This window comes from Anabaena catenula FACHB-362 (assembly GCF_014698735.1).
GTDB classification, from domain to species: domain Bacteria; phylum Cyanobacteriota; class Cyanobacteriia; order Cyanobacteriales; family Nostocaceae; genus Anabaena; species Anabaena variabilis_A.
The window spans coordinates 76,645-96,411 of sequence record NZ_JACJTQ010000011.1 but is presented as its reverse complement, the minus strand read 5'-3'; the positions used below and the strand labels follow the sequence as shown (position 1 = coordinate 96,411).

Here is a 19,767-nt window from a genome sequence, read left to right as displayed (position 1 = left end):
CTGGTGTAATTTTTACCAATTCGGGTTAACATAAGGTAGCTTAACCAGGGATGCGACACAGTCTATGCCAGAAGCTTGCATTATTGGATTGGGAAAGTCCGGGGTTGCTGCGGCAAGATTGTTGAAACAGGAAGGCTGGGAGGTAGAAATCAGCGATACGAACACCTCCCCAACCCTTCTTAAACAACAACAAGAACTAGCAGCTGAAAAAATTACCGTCAACTTAGGACATTCCCCAAACCTCGATACTAATCACTTACCCGAATTAATAGTTGTCAGCCCTGGAGTACCTTGGGATATTCCTATCTTAGCCAAAGCGCGATCGCTCGGAATTGAAACTATCGGCGAAATGGAACTCGCTTGGCGACATTTACAAAATATTCCCTGGGTAGGAATTACCGGTACAAACGGTAAAACCACCACCACAGCCCTAACTGCTGCCATTTTTCAAGCCGCAGGATTCAACGCCCCAGCCTGTGGTAACATCGGCTATGCTGCTTGTGAAGTCGCTTTACAAGGAACCCAATCTCAAACCCAAAATCGCCTAGATTGGATAATTGCCGAACTTAGCAGTTATCAAATTGAGTCTTCCGTCACCCTTTCTCCCCGCATTGGCATCTGGACAACTTTCACACCAGATCATCTTCCGCGTCACAAAACCTTAGAAAATTACTACAATATCAAAGCCAAGCTATTAAATAATTCTCAACTAAAAATATTCAATGGGGATGATGCCTATTTGAGTAAAATAGGATTAAGTCAGTGGCAAGATGCTTATTGGACAACTGTCAAAGGTAAAGATTTTTTAATTGGTGAAAAAGGCTTTTATATTGAAGATGGTTGGGTAATAGAAAAGTTAAACTCCACATCAGCACCCAAACAAATTGTGGAAGTATCCGCTTTACGAATGGTAGGAGAACATAACCAACAAAATCTCCTCATGTCAGTAGCAGCCGCCAGATTAGAAAACATTGATATTGAAGCAATTTCTCATGCAATTCGAGAATTTCCCGGTGTTCCCCATCGTTTAGAACATATCTGCACCTGGGAAGGAATTGACTTTATTAATGATAGCAAAGCCACTAACTATGATGCGGCTGAAGTTGGTTTAGCATCTGTGAAAAGTCCAGCCATACTCATTGCAGGTGGTGAAGCTAAACCCGGAGATGATACAGGTTGGTTAGCAACAATTCAAGCTAAAGCCGCTGCTGTTTTACTTATTGGTAATGCTGCACCTGCATTCGCGCAACGTCTGCAAGAAGTAGGATATCATAACTACGAGATTGTGGAAACAATGGCAAACGCAGTTTCCAAATCCGCAGAATTAGCCAAACAACATCAAGCATCTGTAGTCTTGTTGTCTCCTGCTTGTGCGAGTTTTGACCAATATTCTAATTTTGAAGTGCGGGGCGATGATTTCCGTCAATTGTGTCTGAAAATCCCCGTTTAATATTCAATATTTAATGTTTAGCTTTGACTTTTGCTGAAAATTCAGCCTTAAGGAGGATGCTCGAATTACTTAAAAAGTATAAAGTAGATAGTATATTTTACCCTGAGTGAAGTCTGGGCTTGGTTTCCCTTCCAAGCCTTTTTTGTTTATTTATTTTTCACCCAACCCTTTCGTCAACCCCAGCACATCGCGAGGAAGTTCCTTCACTAGCCGAAATGGAAACAGCGAAGTTGAAGAAATTTGAGCATAATCTGGAGTCAGGAAAACTGCATACTTGCTGGCTTCTGGAGTTAATTGTGCAGCCATTGCTAAAGTTATAGCTTTCAAATATTTGCGAATATCTGCGGATTTTTCACCCACTACTTCCCGATTAGAAAAAGATGAATTAGTGTTTCCCTGATTATTCTTAATCAGACTAGCATCCACCACACTCAGATGAGTACCACCAACTGCACCAACCAACCATTTAGGAGATGGAACTTTCGCAAAACTGATAATCTGTTCGCTTAAAGGTGGGGTAACATCATCGGCTGAACTTGTTAACATTAAAGTTGGTACTTGTACCTTTGTTAAACCTGTTTCACCAAACACTAAAGAAGTAGCAGGATTAAGGGCTACTATCTGTTTGATTCTGTCATCTCGTAATTGATAGCTATTTTCCGGTAATCCTTTAGCTACACACAAAAAACCTTGTAGCAAAGCCAATTTAGCCGATTTCTGCTCACAGCTTTTTTTGAGACTGTCAATTTGGAACTCACCTCCAGCCAATGCTAAAGCTGTAGTACCACCAAAAGAATAACCGACAACCATAGTTTTATTAGTTGCTAGTTTCCCTTTTAATGGGTTATCAGCCGTTTGATTTAGCTTTTCTAATTCATCTAAAACAAAGCTAATATCTTTTGGTCGATCTACAAATTCTTGAGGTTGAAGCAACGGAGTTTTATTTTTGACTGCTAAGTCCCTGCTTGTCTGATTACTACCAGAATGTTCTAAAGCTGCGACTACATAACCATGAGAAGCCAGATGTTCAGCTAAATAACGCAAATCTGTACGATTTGTACCAAAACCATGAGAAAAGACAATTACAGGTTTGTCAGTATTTGTAGCAGTTGACCAGTAAACATCTAAGGGAATATCACGTTGTCGCTTTTGATCATTCAGATTTAAGTTGAGGACTTGTACTTGGGCGCTTCCTGGTTGTGTAGGATCAACAGAGTAAGAAACTTGTCCTTTTGTGGGGTCAATTCGGGGAGTCATAGCCAGCATTAACTGCTGAGTCCGCCAAAAAGCCATATTCAAACTCTGCGCCACTGTCAACGCTTGCGGTACACTAATTTCTAGGCGTTTACTGGGATAGGCCGCAATAAAATTGAGTACAGATAGACCTTGGGACGAATTAGCACCTAAAATTAAACCGGATCTGAGTGCTTGAACTCCAGCTTTATCCTCGCGGACTATAGCCTTAGAGATGTCATTAAGAATAGTGTTACCAAGTTGAGTATTGAGTAACCGATTGAGAGTGACAACATTCACAGGTACTCTAATTTTTAAGCCGCGCACCAGGAAACTACGTTGTTGTTCGTTTAATCTTTTGGTGTAAGTACCTAAACTAGCAGGTAATTCTCCAGTTTCCGCAGTCTTTTTTAAGTCAGCAAGAGTAGCGGATTCTTCCAAAGCACCATACCGCACCACAACCTGATCTGCCGCTTGTGCAGAAGTGTTTACTCCCCATAGTTGCGTGATTGTGATGCCTACGGCAACGGCTTTGCCCAACTTGCAAACAACTCCTGCAACTGGCTTGAGATTGTCCCAGCTTTTTTCTGTTAACATCTTAAATTGCACCTCAACTTAAGGAATTGTACCTGGTTTTAGTGTCTTTGACTACTATTATTCTGAATTAAAAGTTACAATAAATAATCCTACCTCATTGACCTAATTTATTTAAAATTGGTGTTAATAGCCACAAATATTGCCTAAATTCTCGTCTAATTTAAATACAACAATATATATAGATAGGAATCCGGTTTGATTACGGAATTTACTTGTGTGGGTTCTTAATAGGGAATAGGGAACAGGAGAGGTAGATATAGGGTTACTATTTGATTTTTGAACATATACGGTGAGCATTGCCTACAATATGCGGGTTTTGGTGGGCAATGCCCACCCTACAATACTCGGATATTTTATGGCTACGCCACGCAAGCTAACAGAAATCATTTAGTAGGATTCCTATATGTACTGATTTTGATAAACGCAAAGCGGAGGACACTTTCACAAACATCAAATAGGAGTCCTATAGAAATTTAAATCTCATGCCCACAAAATTATCTTGACTGTATGCGTCGCTCCTTCACTTATGGTGTAATTCTGCTGTTTTCTATAATCATCATTATTATTTGGTGGCCTGTAAATGATTCTAATTGCAGTCTCGTAGATGTGCTGAAATTAAAAACCAGAAAATTTCAAGTACAAGCAAGTCAGGTTATTGTTAAACCTTGGCATGGTGAACATAATATATATGGGATATTTATGGTTCCTGATGAATATAAAGAAACTCCATTTTTTATGTTAACAGTTCCAGGTAATCGTCAATACTGTTCTCGTCCTTTTGGCTATAGCGAAAATTATGATGATGTTGTTGCCAAACCAGGAACCCATTTGATTAGGTACTATATTAGAAGTCGCATTGCTATAAAAATGATTTTTCAAGGTTTATATTCTCAGCTAAATAATCCCCAAAACTGGACTTTGACATTTCCTAAACCCAAGGTTAATTAAGTCGCTGGTGGAGTTGTCAAAACACCCGTTGTTTCTAACAAAGTAGTAGCAGCATTGACAATAATTTGCGCCGAACCTGTGAAAAAAGAGCGATCGATATTTTTGGGTAAATCACTGGGTAGGTGGTAATTAGGACTACGCAAATTAGCAGTATCTGTCACTAATACAGCACCTACACCTTGATACCAAAATGGTGCATGATCACTACGTAAAGTATCCGGTGTCAACACACCTTTGAAAGGTATAGGTAATGTCAGTACTGGTGGTAGATTTTGATTAGTGTTGCTAAAAGCATTCAATAAAGGTAGATGTTCCATATCACCTACTACTGCTAAAAAATCGCCTTTATCGCTAGGTGGAGTTACAGGTAATCCAATCGGATATTTCTGACATCCCGCAGTGTAACAAGCATAACCTAACATATCCATGACAATTACACCTCGGAGATTTGATAAACGTGCTTTTTGCTTGACAAAAGCTTGACTACCTAAAAGTCCTGCTTCTTCTTTGTCAAAAAAAGCTAACTGCAATGTTCTAGATGTGGGATAGTCAGCGAAAAGTCTGGCAACTTCTAATACCACAGCTACACCAGTGGCATTATCATCTGCACCGGCAGAAAATTCAACGCTATCATAATGGGCAGCGATGAGAATTGAACCAGCAGCGTTGTCAGTTCCCTGTCGTTGAGTAAAAATATTTACACCTGTAGGAAATTTTTCTATTTGCGGTTTCCAGCCAAATCTTCGCAATTCAGTTGTAATATAAGTGCGGGTATTAAATCTCTCCTTTGTTGTAAATCGCTGAAAATTCAACTTTTGAATATGTTCCAAAAGCTGATCAGCAGACACCAATAGAGTATTAGTATTGTTATTCTGCGGTTCTGGCTGAGGTTGGGGCTTTTCTAAGGGAGTATTTTCAACAATAGGTAAAAGTTCAGGTTGCTGGAAAGCACCGCTAATGTCCATCACAGCTATTGCAACCAAGATCACTAACATTAGCCAAAGCCATTTTTTCATCATTATTAATTACTCTTATATTCCAGACCTAAGATAACGCAAATAATTTAGTCTTTGGACTCAATTTTCCTTGATGTTGCAGGTGGGATAGATGCATTATTTCCTTGCTTTAGCTTACCTAATTTAGCAGCCAAGTAAGATTTGATATTACTCATTTGTTGGATCTTGTGATCAATTTCGGTGAGTTTGCGCTCAATGGTTTTAATTTGTTCGCTTTCAGGCATGGCATCACTTCCCCATTGATCAATTAGCTGTTTGATCTCACTGAGAGTAAATCCGAGTCCTTTTCCCTGGTTGATTAAAAAAAGACGTTCTACCGTCTCTGCATTGTATTCCTTGTAGATTCTGGTTCCAGCAGGCTTATCACTGGCAGCGATTAAGCCTATTTTTTCGTAAAAACGGATAGTGTCCTTCGATAGCCCCGTTTTCTGGGACAGTTCACCAATCAACATCACAGCAACCTCAAATATCTTACTTGACTGCGGACTATACTCCACAGTTTAAGCTACCTGATAGCAAAATTTAATTTTCTAAAGGGTAATGATGAGTAAAACGGTTTTGATTACAGGTGCTTCCAGTGGTATTGGTGAAGCAACAGCCAAGTATTTCCTCCAAAAAGGCTGGAATGTTGCAGCAACAATGAGATCGCCTAATAAAACTAATAATTGGGCAAAAGAAAAGAATGTGATCTGTCCACATCTTGATGTCACCAAACCCGAAACAATTGCCGCTGCTATCCGCGAAACATTAGAATATTTCGGGCATATTGATGTATTGATAAACAATGCTGGATATGCACTCATGGGACCACTGGAAGGTGTTACACCTGAGCAGTTAGAGCATCAGTTTCAAACTAATTTTTTTGGGCTTGTATCCACTATCCAAAATGTTATTCCAGTTTTGCGCCGGCAAGGGAAAGGCACAATTATCAATGTTTCTTCAATTGGTGGTCGTCTTGCTTTCCCGCTCACTTCCTCTTATCACGCAACTAAATGGGCTGTAGAGGGACTTTCTGAGTCTTTACGCTATGAACTACGTCCCTTTGGTATTCAGGTAAAAATTATTGAACCGGGCGGTATCAAAACTAACTTTATTAATCACGGCACAACTTGGGCCACCCATCCTGAATATACGGAAATGGTCAATCATTATCAGCAGTTCACAAAGAAGATTAATGACTCTTTACCAGAACCAGAAGGGGTGGCAAAAACAATTTATCGGGCAGCAACGGATCAATCAGGAAGACTGCGTTACTCACCTTATGGTGAGGCTTTTTTCTTTCTACACGCCATACTTCCAGATACATTATGGCGGTCTTTAGTTGGCAAAATAATGCTGGGAAAAAGCTATTAGATCCGTTTTGTTCTAATTGAAAGCATTTAAACAAATCCTCGATCAAATGCCTAGTACAGTACAGCGTAATTTAAAAAGCAGATTGCACCAACTTTTCAGAAATTGTTGATTGTCTGCTTATTTGCGCCTTGCTGTACTAGTTTGACAACTTGTCTTTTGACAAAATTACAAATTTAACGTAAAGTTCGCCTCTAGAAAAGTTCTGATATCATGTCCGCCTAATCACTTATCAAAAAAAATCTCCGCGTCCCCCCGTCTCCCTGTCTCCGTGTCAGTCTAAATGATAAGTATTCAACCGGACATGATATGACTTAAGCTTCAGAACTTATAACGGGCTAAACGCCCCGCTACCGCTAACAGGACTCAGGACTTTATTTATGTGGTTAGATTTGCTGTTAATGACAATCCTGGGCTTCCTGGGGAGTTTTGGACATTGCTTTGGGATGTGTGGCCCCCTAGCAGTTGCATTTTCCCTTTCGCATCAACAGGAAACTCTGGGTTGGCAACAGCAATTAAAATTTCATACCCTGCTAAACTTAGGGCGAATGTTGAGTTATGCTCTGGTTGGCGCTGGTATTGGCGCACTAGGTTCGGTACTAGTCGAAAGTGGGCAATTAGCAGGTATTGGTAGCGATTTCCGCCGTTGGATAGCAATAATTACTGGCATAATGCTGATCTGGTTTGGTTTAGGACAAGTCAAACCAGACTTAATACCGCGTATTCCCTTACTACACCCGATATTACAAGGTAGTTTACATAACCGACTGAGTGCGGGGATGGTGAAGCTATCCTTACATAGTAAATGGTGGACACCAGCACTATTAGGGATGACTTGGGGTTTGATGCCTTGCGGTTTTTTATACGCTGCTCAAATTAAAGCCGCAGCAACTGGTAATTTATGGCATGGTGCAATTACTATGTTAGCTTTTGGTTTGGGAACTCTACCGACGATGTTGGGAGTAGGTGTTTCCACTTCCTTAATGAGTAAAGATCGGCGGAGTCAGTTGTTTCGCTTGGGTGGTTGGGTGACACTGATTATTGGCGCAATTACCCTGTTGCGGACTGGTGACACAATGGTAGACTACAGCGGACACGCCGCCTTAATTTGCCTAATTCTGGCGCTAATTGCTCGTCCCATTAGTAGCTGCTGGGCATCACCTCTGCGCTACCGTCGCGCTTTAGGAGTAGCTGCTTTTATTCTCTCTGGGGTGCATACCACCCACATGATAGAACACTCCCTACAATGGAATTTTGCCGCTTTCGGGTTTTTGCCTTTGGAATTTCAATGGGGTATGAGTGCAGGTGCTGTGGCATTAATGTTAATGACTCCTGCTGCTCTTACAAGTTTTGATCAAATTCAGAAGTATTTAGGTAATTATTGGCGGCAAATTCATCTTTTAAGCGTTCCAGCTTTACTATTGAGTACCATTCATGCAATTTTAATTGGTTCTCATTATCTGGGTTCTTTAAGATTGACTTGGGAAAATACATTAGCGGCTGTATTACTGGGAATCATCACTCTTGGGGTGTTATTAGTCCGTTGGCGCTGTTTTTGGTCAAAATTAAGTATAGAAAAGTTGTATGTCCCTCCAAACAAGTCGCGGTAAACTCAGTGTTTCAACTACACCCAGGCGGAGAAAGATAAATTATGTCTTACCAGTATTTTTATTAGTTATATTATTAACATCAGTTTCCACCGTTTCTGCTCATAAGGTGCAAATTGCAGCCGATATTGGTGGTACTCTCCACATTGAACCCAATGATAACCCCCGTGCGGGCGAACCTTCTCAAGCTTGGTTTGCTCTTACCCGCAAAGGTGGTAAGGTACTACCCCTCAAAGAGTGTGATTGTCAGTTGGCTGTTTATGCCGAACCTTATACACCAGGAGAACCGGCACTGCTTGAGCCTGCTTTGCAACCTGTGCAGGCTGAACGGTATGAAGGCATACCAGGAGCAGAAATTACTTTTCCCAAACCAGGGGCTTATGAACTCAAACTGACTGGTAAACCTGCCACCGAAGGGAGTTTTCGACCGTTTGATTTAAAGTTTCAAATCACCGTAGCAGCAGGTAAGGCTGTAGAAACACCACAAGCTGTAGAAAATATTACTAATCAACAGCAAGGTGGGACGATAGGATTCATACAGCCTATAATTGTCATAGCAATTATACTGCTATCTATAGGTATCGTATTTTTCTTAGTGCAAGCACTGAGGAGATAGTAATTCGTAATTCGTAATTCGTAATTCGTAATTAGGAAAAACTCTTTTCTGTCACCTGCTCCCTGCTCCCTGCTCCCTGCTCCCTGCCCCCTGCTCCCTGTCACCTACTTATGCCGTTTTTGATGCCATTGCCAGGCATGGGCGACAATATCTTTAATATTTGGGTACTGAGGTTTCCAGCCTAAGACCTTTTGGGCTTTCTCGCTTGTGCCGATGAGAACTGGAGAATCTCCAGAACGGCGATCGCACTCTTGAACAGGTATAACCATTCCTGTCACATCCTCAGCAGCGGCAATCACTTCTCGAACCGAGAAGCCGTTACCATTACCCAAATTGAAAACTTCGCTTTCACCACCTTGGAGTAAATATTCCAAACCCAAAATATGAGCATCTGCTAAATCACTGACGTGAATATAATCCCGAATAGCAGTGCCATCAGAAGTAGAATAATCGGTACCAAAAATCGAGATTGATTCTCGCTTGCCTAATGCTGTCATCAATACTAAAGGAATCAAATGAGATTCGGGATTATGATCTTCACCCAATAATCCATTGGGATCAGCGCCAGCAGCATTAAAGTAGCGGAAACGCACCGATTTTAAGCCGTAAGCCACATCAAAATCAGAAAGAATCTGCTCTACCATTAACTTGGTAGTTCCATAGGGATTGATGGGATTTTGAGGATGCTCCTCAGTCAGCGGGATAAATTCCGGTACACCGTAAGTGGCACAAGTGGAGGAGAAAACAAATTTCTGAATAGAGGCTGCCAGCATCGCCTCTAACAGCGTTAAAGTACCGACAACGTTATTGCGATAGTATTTGGTAGGATTGGTGACTGATTCGCCCACATATGTATAGGCTGAAAAGTGCATAACTGCCGCCACATTATGGGTTTTAAATAGATGATCTAACAGTGGGCGATCTTCTATATCACCTTCTATAAGTTCTACCTGTAAAACTTTTTCCACTAAATCACGATGTCCATACACCAGATTATCGAGGATCACCACCTGATAACCTGCCTTTACCAAAGCCAGCACTGCATGAGAACCAATATAACCAGCTCCCCCAGTTACCAAAATGGTGGGTTTTCCTGCCGACATAGTTTTTCCTTTATAACGATTTGACTACTACTACTCAATTAATTTAGTTTACTGGTGCTATGTTGCTCTTCTGGAAAATCCTAAGATATAGACGCAGTGTCAAAAAATTGAACTAAAATCACTACGACGGTAGTCTGTAGGTGTGAGGTATGAAGTATTTTATAAGTCGGCTAATGGTGAAATTACAGTTTGACGATAAAATAAGTCCACTCCCCGCATCCTTTGGGCTTGCCACACCAGAAAATTAGAGAGTTAATCTATGTTTCAATTACTAAGCCGGGTATTGTTGTGGCTGCTAATTGGTGTTGTTGCCTTTTCTTTATTCCAAAGATTTTATCCAACAGTAAGCTTTGTTGGAAAATTTGCTTTAGGGATTGTATTGGTTGTTTTAGCTTTGGCATTTCTTAATCCTAGCGAACCCGCTGTGGCTTCCTTGTGGCGGTTTATCTCTTTTCCACTCAAGCCTCTAGGTGCGTCGGTTTTAATGTTGATGATTGCTGCCCAGAAGATCAAAGGAGGTGGGATAGACAAACCAGGTGGGTTGTTATTGGGTTGGGCGCTGACGATTTTACTATTGTCAAGTACACCAGCTATTGCTTACTTCGTAGTCAGAACCCCAGTAGGGGGGCTGCCCCCATCGGCATTAGTTGCTTTGAGTCCAACAAGTACTGCTTTGAACATCTCAGATATCAGAGGGGATAGCATCCTACCTGTGGGAGATATGAATCGGACAACCATGGCCTTCAATGCTCTAAATATGCAAATACCATCCTATCTACTACAAAATCCTCAAGCCATCAGTACAAGAGGATTACGAGTAGAAGATTTTGTACCTAGTGCGGAAACGCTACAACTGACAACCCAAGTTTGGGAAAGTTATCTCAATCAGATTTACATTTTCTTACGCGGGCGCTCTTAAGAAGGTGGAAAACCTGATTATAAACAGGCCGCTCTGCTACCTTGTAGTAGCTGGCCTGATTTAAAATTCAGTCTGATTTGCTAACTTGAAGAATAGACGCACAAACATGGACACACGGGGACGCAAAGGTGTAAATACGCAAATAAATATAAATAAATATTTTTATGCGTCCTAGTGTACCCAGTTGATGATGGCTATGTAACTTAGTCATGGATTAGAGTAGGTGAAGACTGGCTGCGGCAATAACGACAAAACAAGAAAACCATAGCCAGTTAGTTCAGGATGATAAAGTAGCAGAATTGCTTGAATGGCACAATCTCGACGGCTTGAGAAACTCGGTACTTATCTGCGTCCCTATTGGCGAGAGACGACATTAGGCATTATTGCTTTATTGTTTGTGAATGCGCTGGGCGTTTATATTCCTTTGCTCATTCGCTCTGGGGTAGACAAACTTTCGACCACCTTTAGTATCAATCAAGTATTACATTATGTAATTACAATCATCTTGCTGAGTTCAGCGATGTTGCTGATGCGGATGGCTTCCCGCATTTGGATCTTTGGCGTAGGGCGGCAGGTAGAATTTGAACTGAAACAGCGGATTTTTCAACATTTGCTCAAGTTGGAGCCGGCTTATTTTGCCAATAACACTCCTGGGGATTTAATTAGTCGGGCTACTAGTGATGTAGAAAATATCAGGAGGTTATTGGGTTTTGCGGTATTGAGTTTGGCAAATACTCTGTTTGCTTACGCTCTAACGCTGCCAGTGATGCTGTCGATTAGTGTAGATCTAACATTAGCTTCCTTGGCAGTCTATCCGTTCATGTTTCTGTTAGTACATCTGTTTAGCGATCGCTTGCGTCAACAACAATCAGCGGTACAGGAAAAACTCTCGGATATGAGTGAACTCATCCAAGAGGACATTAGCGGCATTTCTTTGATTAAAATCTACGCTCAAGAAGAAAACGAACGTCAAGCTTTTAACAAGAAAAATCAGCAGCTATTGGCAGCTAACCTAAAATTGGCACAAAGCCGCAATACTCTGTTTCCGCTGATTGGCGGTTTAGCTAATCTCAGTTCTCTGATTATCATCTGCTTGGGAACAATACGGATATCTTCTGGCACGCTGGATGTGGGTGATTTTTTGGCGCTACTGATTTATGTAGAGCGTCTAGTTTTCCCAACAGCTTTGTTAGGCTTCACAATCACTACTTACCAACGAGGTGAAGTAAGTATAGATCGCCTGGAATCTATTCTCAGTGTTACCCCAAAAATTCAAGATCCCGCAGATGCCATACGTATCAGCGCCGACAAAATCACAGGAAAACTGACAGCCAAAAATCTCACTTACACTTACCCTGGTGCTGCTACTCCAGCTTTAGATCATGTCAACTTTACTATTGCTCCGGGGGAAGTGGTGGCTATTGTCGGCGCTATCGGATCGGGTAAATCTACTTTGGCTAATGCTTTACCACACTTGTTGGATATTGAAGCGGGGCAGTTGTTTTTAGATGGGATGGATATTACAAAAATAGCTATAAATGATTTACGGGGTGCGATCGCCTATGTACCTCAAGATAGCTTTTTGTTTAGCACCACCATTAAAAATAATATCCGTTATGGCGATCCTCTCAGTGAACAAGAAAGTGTAGAAGCCGTTGCCAATCTTGCCCAAATCCAGGCAGAAATTAGTAATTTTCCGCAGCAGTATGAAACTATTGTTGGTGAACGAGGAATTACTCTGTCTGGGGGACAGAGGCAACGTACAGCCCTAGCTAGGGCAATGCTGATTGATGCCCCGGTATTAATTTTAGATGATGCTCTCTCTAGTGTGGATAATCAAACAGCCACAAAAATCCTGAAAAATCTTGATCGTGGCACTCAAAGGAAAACAGTAATTTTCATTACCCATCAACTCTCTGCCGCTGCCACATCTGACCGAATTTTTGTCATGGACAAGGGCAGAATTGTCCAAGTAGGTAATCACTCAGAACTTCTAGAACAGCCAGGTCTTTACAGAACTTTGTGGAGCCAGTATCAAGTTGAGGAATTACTTCGATGAGCTACCCGCTCTTAGGGACTTCCAAATAAAAAAATACTCTATCGCTTTTAATGCAGGGGCAGGGGGGAAAAGTCGTTTTGATTCTAGCAGAAATTGGATAATTTATTTTTTGGAGTTCCCTGAGAGTAATCCTGCCCTAATTTGAACTTAACAAAAATATATATAGCCAGTGTCATATACAGCAGAATTCAGGAGTCAGGAGTCAGGAGTCAGGAGTCAGGAGTCAGGAGTCAGGAGTCAGGAGTCAGGAGTCAGGAGTCAGGAGTCAGGAGTCAGGAGTAAAACTGGCTTTGTGTATAGGTTTCAATTTAGATTTTGTACCTCCTAACTACGCAACCTGCTGTAAGTGTCATATATATTTATAACGGCGTTAGTTTTTTTTGAGATTGAAGTAGTATAAATTACAGAAAAGACTAATTTGACTTATTAATGATAATGTTGAAAATTCAACTAATAGCATCTTCTAATTCAGGGGAATTACCTGCATCCAGACTGTACAGCCATATGGGAGCGATCGCAGCTTTAGTCCTCATCAGTCTACTAAGTTCATCAGGTGGCTCACCAGTTCAGCACACTATTTCTAACTTCTGGGAAGGATTAATTTGGGGCATAGCTGATCCAGTCATTAGCTTAAATCGATTAGCTGGCATAGTTGCCATAGGTTTACTGGCTGCTCGATTTGGAAGTGGTGTTTGGATAGGTGTATCTTTTGTTATAGCTGCATTCTGTGGACAAATGATTCATCTGTACCAACACAATTTACCAGGACAAGAAATTGCGATCGCTATCTGCACTATTGCCTTTGGCATCATCTTAGTCCGGCAAATTCAACTTAGTTGGTTAGTTATAGCCATACTGGGTGCTGCGGCTGGTTTATTTCAGGGATATGCTGATGGTGAATCCATCATCGGTGCAGGAATATTCACTGTAGTTGCCTATATTACTGGTGTCATTTTAACTCAAAGTGTAATTTTCCTCTGTACTAGAGAAGTTGGTGCAATTATCGGTTGCAGAAAAATTCAGCCAATATTACCAAGTAAAATTCGCTGGGCTGGTTTAGCTTTTTGTGGTATCGGTATTGTGTTTTTGGGTCAATCATTCATCTAAGTTAAGTAGAATATAGGGCTTACGCACTGTGCAAATTAATCATGGTGTGCCTTTACCGAAATAGCTTCTTTCAGGCTTTAATTAATAATTTTGTTGATGTCGTGTTGTAGGGGTTTAGCAGTGCTAAACCCCTAAGGATAATGTGGCTTTTCGACAATACGCAACATATTTGGGGTTTTATAGCTGTAGCCAGGATAATTAGGACATTATTAATCCTTGAAACTTAGATATAATAAGGCTTTCCCTCCTGCCTCCTGCCTCCTGCCCTCTGCCTCCTGCTATATGTCAATGCGTAAGTTATCCTCCTGTTAGAAAAATTACACAATTAATTACGTCAGCCTAAAGTCCAGGAGATAACCCTTCTCGAAATACAGTAGTATTGCTGGAGACATGAGTAAAACAAGCTTTATATAATATGAATTGACAACAAAATTATCGATTTCAATCATTGGTAATTCACTGTAACTTAAATAGGTTTTCGGAATGCATACCAGTATGAGAATCAGTTAGACTTTATTTAATACTGGAATTTGCAATTTAGCCTTGTATTACTGATTATGAAATTATTGGATGAATACTAACAATATTACTATGATGATTTCTCAAAATTGGGGCGGACAGGAAATGATTTCAGCAGGAGTCGAAGCTAAAATAAGTCGATTAGAATCTATTGTTGAGCAAATAGGGGAAGCAGTACTATCTACTACTGAAACAATTGAACGTCTGGCAGAAAGAGTTGATGCTCTAAGTGTACAAGTTGAAGCACAAGGAAAACAGGTACAGCAGCAGGGGTTTCAAATTTTCGCTTTGTGTGATGCTGTCCAAAGTTTAGCTGAAGCTCAGAAAGATTCACTACAAGAACTCACTCAATTGACACAAACAGTAGACAAAATCGTATCTTTGCTTCAAAGTCCAGATGAAGAAACATGACGTTTCACCTTAAACCCTTAATTGAGTTATCGCAATATTCCCAGAAAAGCATACATCCACATCACTCCCAGGAGTGCGATCTCGTTTACCATATTCCCCCACATAGTAAAAATCATTACCTTCCATCCGATAATTGACGGGCAAAGGTTTAGTGCATGGTTGACAAAACACAACTTCAGGATCTGTTTCTCCCGGAAGGAGATGAGGTAAATTGACGTTCCAGAAGTTTCCAGGTTTTAAAGGACGTTGAAGTAAATCTGCTAAAACTGCCGATGTCCATTTAGCGGCTAAGTCCCAATCATAATTTAGTTTGGCTTTGCGATATTGGGAAATTGCAATTCCAGGAATACCATGCATTGCAGCTTCTCTAACAGCTGCGACAGTACCGGAAATGTAAGCATCTACGCCCAGATTCCCTCCAGCATTAATACCTGAAAGAACAAATTTGACATTTGAACATATTTGTGTGATTGCAATTCTCACACAATCGGCGGGAGTACCAGAGATAGCGTACTCAAACTCAGAACGGCGTTGTAGTTTAATAGGCAAAGTTGTCGTCACTTGATGTCCACAACCAGATTGATGTTCTTGTGGTGCAGCGATAATCACATTTTTCCCGTTTACCGCTTTCAGTAAGGCTTGGATACCATCTGCTTCAATACCGTCGTCGTTGGTTAAGATGATGGTCATGTATATCAATAATATCTGTAAGAATACTATTATATTTCAAGGACAACGACCGCAGATAAACGCGGATATAGACACCCTATGGGTGACTTCTCGTTCGCGCAGCGTCTCCGACAGGAGAAGAGAAGATTAGGCAGATAGATACTAGATGAATTCATAGATTTTATCGAACAGAATACATCCGTCAAGAGTCAGAATACAGGAAAGGTATTCTGTGCGAGTGGCGGATGAATAACCGGGTTTAAGACCCCCACCAAATCGTAGATTTGGTGGTGCAACAATTCAGTTGTGGGTACCCAATCCCCGACTGATTGATTCTGACCGGAGGCGGAGCGTCTCCGGCTCCGCTCCTGGCTACTGACTCCTGACTCCTTCTTCAACTAACAAATCCATAATTATCCGCAAATGGGGTGATTTTGTCCTTGGTTGTGTAGTATTTTGAGTGCAAGACTGTCTTAGGATTCATCCGATGAAACAGCTACTCAAGCAATTATTTAGTAGTCAAAAATACTTTACGCGCCTCATTTTATCCTTAATGGTGATGATGATGGCGACTTCTCTGTTCGCTGTGCCTGCTTTTGCTACGGGTGTGTATCAAATACCCAGTCTGACACCAGACACCTGGATTGTAGATCAAGCTGAAGTCATTAGTCGTTTCAATGAAGGTCAAATTAGCAGCGCTTTCAAAGAATTGGCACAGGAAACTGGTAACGAAGCCAGAATTGTGACTATTCACCGTCTTGACTATGGGGAAACACCAGAAAGTTTTGCTCAAGGACTATTTGAAAAATGGTTTCCCACAGCAGAAGCACAAGCAAATCAAACTTTATTGGTGATTGATACTGTTACCAATCGTGCCGCTATTGTCAGCGGTGATCAAGTCAAGTCTACATTGACAGATGCGATCGCTGAGAGTGTGGCTGAAGAAACTTTGGGTGTACCGTTACGCAATGGTAACAAATATAATCAGGCATTTATTGACGTGCGCGATCGCTTAGTCGCTGTCATCTCCGGTAAACCTGATCCCGGCCCACCAAAGATAGTAGAAACTCTACGAGTAGAAGGCACATTTGGAAAAACCGAAGGAACCGAAAAAGATAATGCGATCGCTTGGATAGTAGGATTGTTAATTGCTGCCACTGTCATTCCCATGGCCACTTACTATATCTACCTAGCCGTTCAACCATCAAATGAGGCATAGGTGATTGGGGATGGCGTAAAACATCGTACCCTATATTGTGTAGGGGTTTAGCAATGCTAAACCCTCACCACTGGAATTAGATTTCCAAAATTTCTGGACTATGCCGGCGCTTTTTCATAGCCATCAAAAACCTCTGTTTCTATTCCCTGGATGTAATATTGGTCAGGATCAAAAACTCCATGAATTGTGATCAACATCGCATGAAACAATGCCTTTGCTTTCAGCATTGTTTCTTGAAACTCCATCTGGGGATCAGAAAGCGCCACAATGCCCCCACCAACACCAATCGAAGTTTGTTCTGGAGTCAACACAGCGGTGCGAATAACAATATTCAAATCAGCTGAACCATTCAATCCCAAAAAGCCGATTGCCCCTGAGTACACACCCCGCGCTTCCTGCTCTAATCGATCAATAATTTCCAGGGTTCTGATCTTAGGTGCGCCAGTCATAGAACCGCCGGGAAAGGCGTTGCGAATGCAGTCTACGGCGCTCATATCGGCGCGTAAATGACCACGAATGGTCGTTACCAGTTGATGTACTGTAGGATATGTTTCCACATCCATCAATTTGGGAACATGGACAGTGCCGACTGCACAAACCCTTCCCAGATCATTGCGAAGCAAATCCACAATCATCAGATTCTCTGCTCGATCTTTTTCGCTATTCCGTAATTGTTCACGCAGGATAAAATCTTCTTTGAGTGTTTTTCCTCGTGATAGCGTCCCCTTAATAGGCTTTGTTTCTACCCAACCTTGGCGATCAATGTGCAGAAATCGTTCTGGAGACGAACAAGCAATTGCCACATCACCAAAGCGCAAAAATGCAGAGTAGGGAGCAGGATTGATGCAGCGTAATGAACGATAGAACGCCAGTGGATCAGGAGTCGTGTCTGTATGAATCTGGTTCGTCAAACAAACTTGATAAGTTTCTCCTTCATGAATTTCCTGCAAACATTTCTGAATATCATCAAGATAAGTCCTTTGGGAACGGCTTAACCGGAAAATCACAGGTGTCTCTTTCTGCTCAGGAACAATAGGTAACAGGGGAGGAAGGTGGGCAATCTGGTATCTAATCCATTCAAACCAAGCTTCTGCTGAGGCTGTTTGTCCTTGCTGAATTAGGCAAAGCAAATAAAGAGTTTGCTCCTGGTGATCAATTGCAATCATCCGATCAGCCAACATAAACATGGCATCGGGTAAGGTAGAGGGATGGTTTGATTGCGATCCACATTCTGCCTTGAGTTCATAGCCAAAGTAACCCACAAACCCGCAATTAAAATCAAAGGGTAGATCATGAGATTGGCAATGTCGCCGTTCAATTTCTCGCTTGAGATACTCAAAAATCCCTTCTGTACTGAAGCTGACAGTATCGGACTGTGTAATTGTGAGTTCCTGCGATAGCGTCCGATAATGAATCAGGAGACTGTTTTCACCACTGCTATCTCCCATGAAGGAAAAGCGAGAAAGACCAGGTTCAACACGACTGCTATCTAGCCAAAATGCGTTGGGTGATTTACCAAACAAATGCACAAATATCTGCTCAGAATCAGGAAATAGATTCAGTTTGCGCGTACAAAGTTCAAATTCTCGTTGCTGTTTTTGGTCAGAAGAACTTATTAAAGTTCCATTATTTTCTGTCCAATAGTTTTTCTTTGGACTATTGCCTTGCTTTTGGGAAAATTTTTGAGTAATTTCTTTAAAATTCTCGAATAAAGTATGTCCATATTGAGTACAGATTGACTCTGGATGAAACTGCACACCCCATAGTGGCAAAGAGCGATGGCGCATTGCCATGATCAGATTATCCTCTGTCCACGCTACTTTTTCCAAACAGTCCGGTAGGTCATCGGAAACCAGCAAGGAATGGTAACGCACAACAGAGAAAGGTGAAGGAATTCCCGCAAACAAATCACTGCCATTGTGATAAACTTCACTGACCCGACCATGCCTCACTTCAGGCGCATAAATAACTTTTCCTCCATACCCATGACCAAGTCCCTGATGTCCAAGACAAACGCCTAGAAGTGGCACTTGGGCATTTTGAATGGTTTGAAGACAGATCCCAAAATCTTTTGGGTTTTCTGGACGACCAGGTCCGGGTGAAATTACGATGTTATCAAATTCCCACTGTTTCAGTTCATCCCATACAAACTTGTTTGTAATTACAGTCGGATACTCTCCATTGACTTCTGCAATTAATTGATAAAGGTTAAAAGTATAAGAGTCATAGTTGTCAATAATCAAGGTTTTCACATTGCAATCCTCTCAATTAACTTTTCAACAATTCCAGCTTTTTGTTGGTTTGAAAAAATTTGCAGAAGAAACCTTATTTTCTTTCATTACAGTACCAATGAGCGCAAGGTAAGAACTCCAGGAAAATTGCTTTTGGTGAAACTTTCAATTTTCCACATTATTAACGTAAACTCAATTGTCTCATCAGCTATCAAATTGAGGAAGAGATAATTGGAGAACAAATATTACCCATTACCTCCTCCCCAATTACTCATCATCCTTGATTTTAATCCTGAATGTACTCTTGCCCTGTCACTAAAGCAATTTCAGCGCGAACAAATTCTCTACCCAAATAAGCCGCATGGTCTAGTAAGGTAAGAGGACAGGGTTGAGTTTCTTCAAAAATCTTTACACACAGTTCTTTTGCAGTCCTGCCACTAAATACAGTTGTGTGGGTTCTTTCTACCTTTCCCCGTGCCGGAATTACTTGACCTGTTTCTGGATCTACAGCCAAACCGCGATCATCAATTACATTTGTGAAATGCTTGGCGTAAATTAACTGTTCATTGCGGTCTATGTAAATTATGAAATAGCCATTAGGATCAAGGTCAATATGACGTTGAGAAAGTTTATTATCAATTGCGGTTAAATCATCAAGTAGCAAATTCATAAGCATTCTCAAAAGAAAAATTAATTCGACAGTCTTTTTACAT

General features: G+C 41.2%; 17 protein-coding genes. 10 read left to right on the top strand and 7 right to left on the bottom strand.

Annotated elements, in window-relative coordinates; all coding sequences use genetic code 11:
* Nucleotides 1-64 precede the first annotated feature (64 nt).
* Complete coding sequence (gene murD / locus H6G68_RS09875; RefSeq protein WP_190906481.1) at nucleotides 65-1,450, top strand: UDP-N-acetylmuramoyl-L-alanine--D-glutamate ligase; 1,386 nt, start codon at nucleotides 65-67, stop codon at nucleotides 1,448-1,450.
* Between the two features lie 150 nt (nucleotides 1,451-1,600).
* Here murD and H6G68_RS09870 read toward each other — a convergent pair whose 3' ends face one another.
* The gene (locus H6G68_RS09870) at nucleotides 1,601-3,280 is read right to left on the bottom strand and encodes an alpha/beta hydrolase (protein WP_190906480.1); all 1,680 of its coding nucleotides are present in this window, start codon (nucleotides 3,278-3,280) and stop codon (nucleotides 1,601-1,603) included.
* Nucleotides 3,281-3,787: 507 nt separating this feature from the next.
* Between H6G68_RS09870 and H6G68_RS09865 the strand changes: the two genes are divergently transcribed.
* Nucleotides 3,788-4,228 carry a hypothetical protein gene (locus H6G68_RS09865; RefSeq protein ID WP_190906479.1) on the top strand — a complete coding sequence of 147 codons (441 nt, stop codon included), beginning with the start codon at nucleotides 3,788-3,790 and terminating at the stop codon, nucleotides 4,226-4,228.
* Here H6G68_RS09865 and H6G68_RS09860 read toward each other — a convergent pair.
* Nucleotides 4,225-5,244 (bottom strand): M28 family peptidase, encoded by a 1,020-nt coding sequence (locus tag H6G68_RS09860; protein ID WP_190906505.1) that lies wholly within the window; start codon nucleotides 5,242-5,244, stop codon nucleotides 4,225-4,227. The genes H6G68_RS09865 and H6G68_RS09860 overlap by 4 nt on opposite strands.
* A 47-nt stretch (nucleotides 5,245-5,291) precedes the next feature.
* Nucleotides 5,292-5,696 carry a MerR family transcriptional regulator gene (locus H6G68_RS09855; protein WP_190906478.1) on the bottom strand — a complete coding sequence of 135 codons (405 nt, stop codon included), beginning with the start codon at nucleotides 5,694-5,696 and terminating at the stop codon, nucleotides 5,292-5,294.
* An 88-nt stretch (nucleotides 5,697-5,784) separates the two neighbouring features.
* Between H6G68_RS09855 and H6G68_RS09850 the strand changes: the two genes are divergently transcribed.
* The 3 genes from H6G68_RS09850 (at nucleotide 5,785) to H6G68_RS09840 (ending at nucleotide 8,817) form a co-directional block, all read left to right on the top strand.
* On the top strand, nucleotides 5,785-6,597 hold the full coding sequence (locus tag H6G68_RS09850) for an SDR family oxidoreductase (protein WP_199332558.1): 813 nt from the start codon (nucleotides 5,785-5,787) through the stop codon (nucleotides 6,595-6,597).
* A gap of 377 nt (nucleotides 6,598-6,974) precedes the next feature.
* Entirely contained in the window at nucleotides 6,975-8,204 is a 1,230-nt protein-coding gene (locus H6G68_RS09845; protein ID WP_190906477.1) for an urease accessory protein UreH domain-containing protein, read from the top strand.
* Complete coding sequence (locus H6G68_RS09840) at nucleotides 8,179-8,817, top strand: hypothetical protein (protein ID WP_190906476.1); 639 nt, start codon at nucleotides 8,179-8,181, stop codon at nucleotides 8,815-8,817. The genes H6G68_RS09845 and H6G68_RS09840 overlap by 26 nt, the downstream gene beginning before the upstream one ends.
* Nucleotides 8,818-8,921: 104 nt before the next feature.
* On the opposite strand, the gene galE is transcribed toward H6G68_RS09840, so the two are convergent.
* Nucleotides 8,922-9,920 carry a UDP-glucose 4-epimerase GalE gene (gene galE, locus H6G68_RS09835; RefSeq protein WP_190906475.1) on the bottom strand — a complete coding sequence of 333 codons (999 nt, stop codon included), beginning with the start codon at nucleotides 9,918-9,920 and terminating at the stop codon, nucleotides 8,922-8,924.
* 259 nt (nucleotides 9,921-10,179) lie between these two features.
* Here galE and fraI point away from each other — a divergent pair, with 259 nt between their 5' ends.
* From fraI to H6G68_RS09815, 4 genes are all read left to right on the top strand, one after another.
* Nucleotides 10,180-10,839, top strand: a complete 660-nt coding sequence (gene fraI, locus H6G68_RS09830) for a septal nanopore formation protein FraI (protein WP_190906474.1) — start codon at nucleotides 10,180-10,182, stop codon at nucleotides 10,837-10,839.
* Nucleotides 10,840-11,146: 307 nt separating this feature from the next.
* Complete coding sequence (locus H6G68_RS09825; protein ID WP_190906473.1) at nucleotides 11,147-12,898, top strand: ABC transporter ATP-binding protein; 1,752 nt, start codon at nucleotides 11,147-11,149, stop codon at nucleotides 12,896-12,898.
* A gap of 435 nt (nucleotides 12,899-13,333) precedes the next feature.
* Nucleotides 13,334-14,005 carry a HupE/UreJ family protein gene (locus H6G68_RS09820; RefSeq protein WP_190906472.1) on the top strand — a complete coding sequence of 224 codons (672 nt, stop codon included), beginning with the start codon at nucleotides 13,334-13,336 and terminating at the stop codon, nucleotides 14,003-14,005.
* 570 nt (nucleotides 14,006-14,575) lie between these two features.
* A complete protein-coding gene (locus H6G68_RS09815; protein WP_127056688.1) occupies nucleotides 14,576-14,935 on the top strand; it encodes a hypothetical protein in 360 nt (119 codons plus the stop codon).
* A gap of 9 nt (nucleotides 14,936-14,944) precedes the next feature.
* Here H6G68_RS09815 and surE read toward each other — a convergent pair whose 3' ends face one another.
* The gene (gene surE / locus H6G68_RS09810; protein WP_190906471.1) at nucleotides 14,945-15,625 is read right to left on the bottom strand and encodes a 5'/3'-nucleotidase SurE; all 681 of its coding nucleotides are present in this window, start codon (nucleotides 15,623-15,625) and stop codon (nucleotides 14,945-14,947) included.
* 466 nt (nucleotides 15,626-16,091) lie between these two features.
* Between surE and psb32 the strand changes: the two genes are divergently transcribed.
* Nucleotides 16,092-16,823: a photosystem II repair protein Psb32 gene (gene psb32, locus H6G68_RS09805; protein WP_190906470.1), complete on the top strand. Its 732-nt coding sequence runs from the start codon at nucleotides 16,092-16,094 to the stop codon at nucleotides 16,821-16,823.
* Nucleotides 16,824-16,921: 98 nt separating this feature from the next.
* Here the strand turns inward: psb32 and pabB are convergent, their stop codons facing one another.
* Together pabB and H6G68_RS09795 are read right to left on the bottom strand one after the other, a co-directional pair.
* Entirely contained in the window at nucleotides 16,922-19,075 is a 2,154-nt protein-coding gene (pabB, locus tag H6G68_RS09800) for an aminodeoxychorismate synthase component I (RefSeq protein ID WP_190906469.1), read from the bottom strand.
* Nucleotides 19,076-19,340: 265 nt separating this feature from the next.
* Complete coding sequence (locus tag H6G68_RS09795) at nucleotides 19,341-19,724, bottom strand: DUF4346 domain-containing protein (protein ID WP_190906468.1); 384 nt, start codon at nucleotides 19,722-19,724, stop codon at nucleotides 19,341-19,343.
* Between the last annotated feature and the right edge of the window lie 43 nt (nucleotides 19,725-19,767).

Coding starts and splice junctions, on each gene's coding strand:
- murD (WP_190906481.1), top strand. CDS start 65: ATGCCAGAAGCTTGCATTATTGGATTGGGAAAGTCCGGGGTTGCTGCG.
- H6G68_RS09870 (WP_190906480.1), bottom strand. CDS start 3,280: ATGTTAACAGAAAAAAGCTGGGACAATCTCAAGCCAGTTGCAGGAGTT.
- H6G68_RS09865 (WP_190906479.1), top strand. CDS start 3,788: ATGCGTCGCTCCTTCACTTATGGTGTAATTCTGCTGTTTTCTATAATC.
- H6G68_RS09860 (WP_190906505.1), bottom strand. CDS start 5,244: ATGAAAAAATGGCTTTGGCTAATGTTAGTGATCTTGGTTGCAATAGCT.
- H6G68_RS09855 (WP_190906478.1), bottom strand. CDS start 5,696: ATGTTGATTGGTGAACTGTCCCAGAAAACGGGGCTATCGAAGGACACT.
- H6G68_RS09850 (WP_199332558.1), top strand. CDS start 5,785: ATGATGAGTAAAACGGTTTTGATTACAGGTGCTTCCAGTGGTATTGGT.
- H6G68_RS09845 (WP_190906477.1), top strand. CDS start 6,975: ATGTGGTTAGATTTGCTGTTAATGACAATCCTGGGCTTCCTGGGGAGT.
- H6G68_RS09840 (WP_190906476.1), top strand. CDS start 8,179: ATGTCCCTCCAAACAAGTCGCGGTAAACTCAGTGTTTCAACTACACCC.
- galE (WP_190906475.1), bottom strand. CDS start 9,920: ATGTCGGCAGGAAAACCCACCATTTTGGTAACTGGGGGAGCTGGTTAT.
- fraI (WP_190906474.1), top strand. CDS start 10,180: ATGTTTCAATTACTAAGCCGGGTATTGTTGTGGCTGCTAATTGGTGTT.
- H6G68_RS09825 (WP_190906473.1), top strand. CDS start 11,147: ATGGCACAATCTCGACGGCTTGAGAAACTCGGTACTTATCTGCGTCCC.
- H6G68_RS09820 (WP_190906472.1), top strand. CDS start 13,334: ATGTTGAAAATTCAACTAATAGCATCTTCTAATTCAGGGGAATTACCT.
- H6G68_RS09815 (WP_127056688.1), top strand. CDS start 14,576: ATGAATACTAACAATATTACTATGATGATTTCTCAAAATTGGGGCGGA.
- surE (WP_190906471.1), bottom strand. CDS start 15,625: ATGACCATCATCTTAACCAACGACGACGGTATTGAAGCAGATGGTATC.
- psb32 (WP_190906470.1), top strand. CDS start 16,092: ATGAAACAGCTACTCAAGCAATTATTTAGTAGTCAAAAATACTTTACG.
- H6G68_RS09795 (WP_190906468.1), bottom strand. CDS start 19,724: ATGAATTTGCTACTTGATGATTTAACCGCAATTGATAATAAACTTTCT.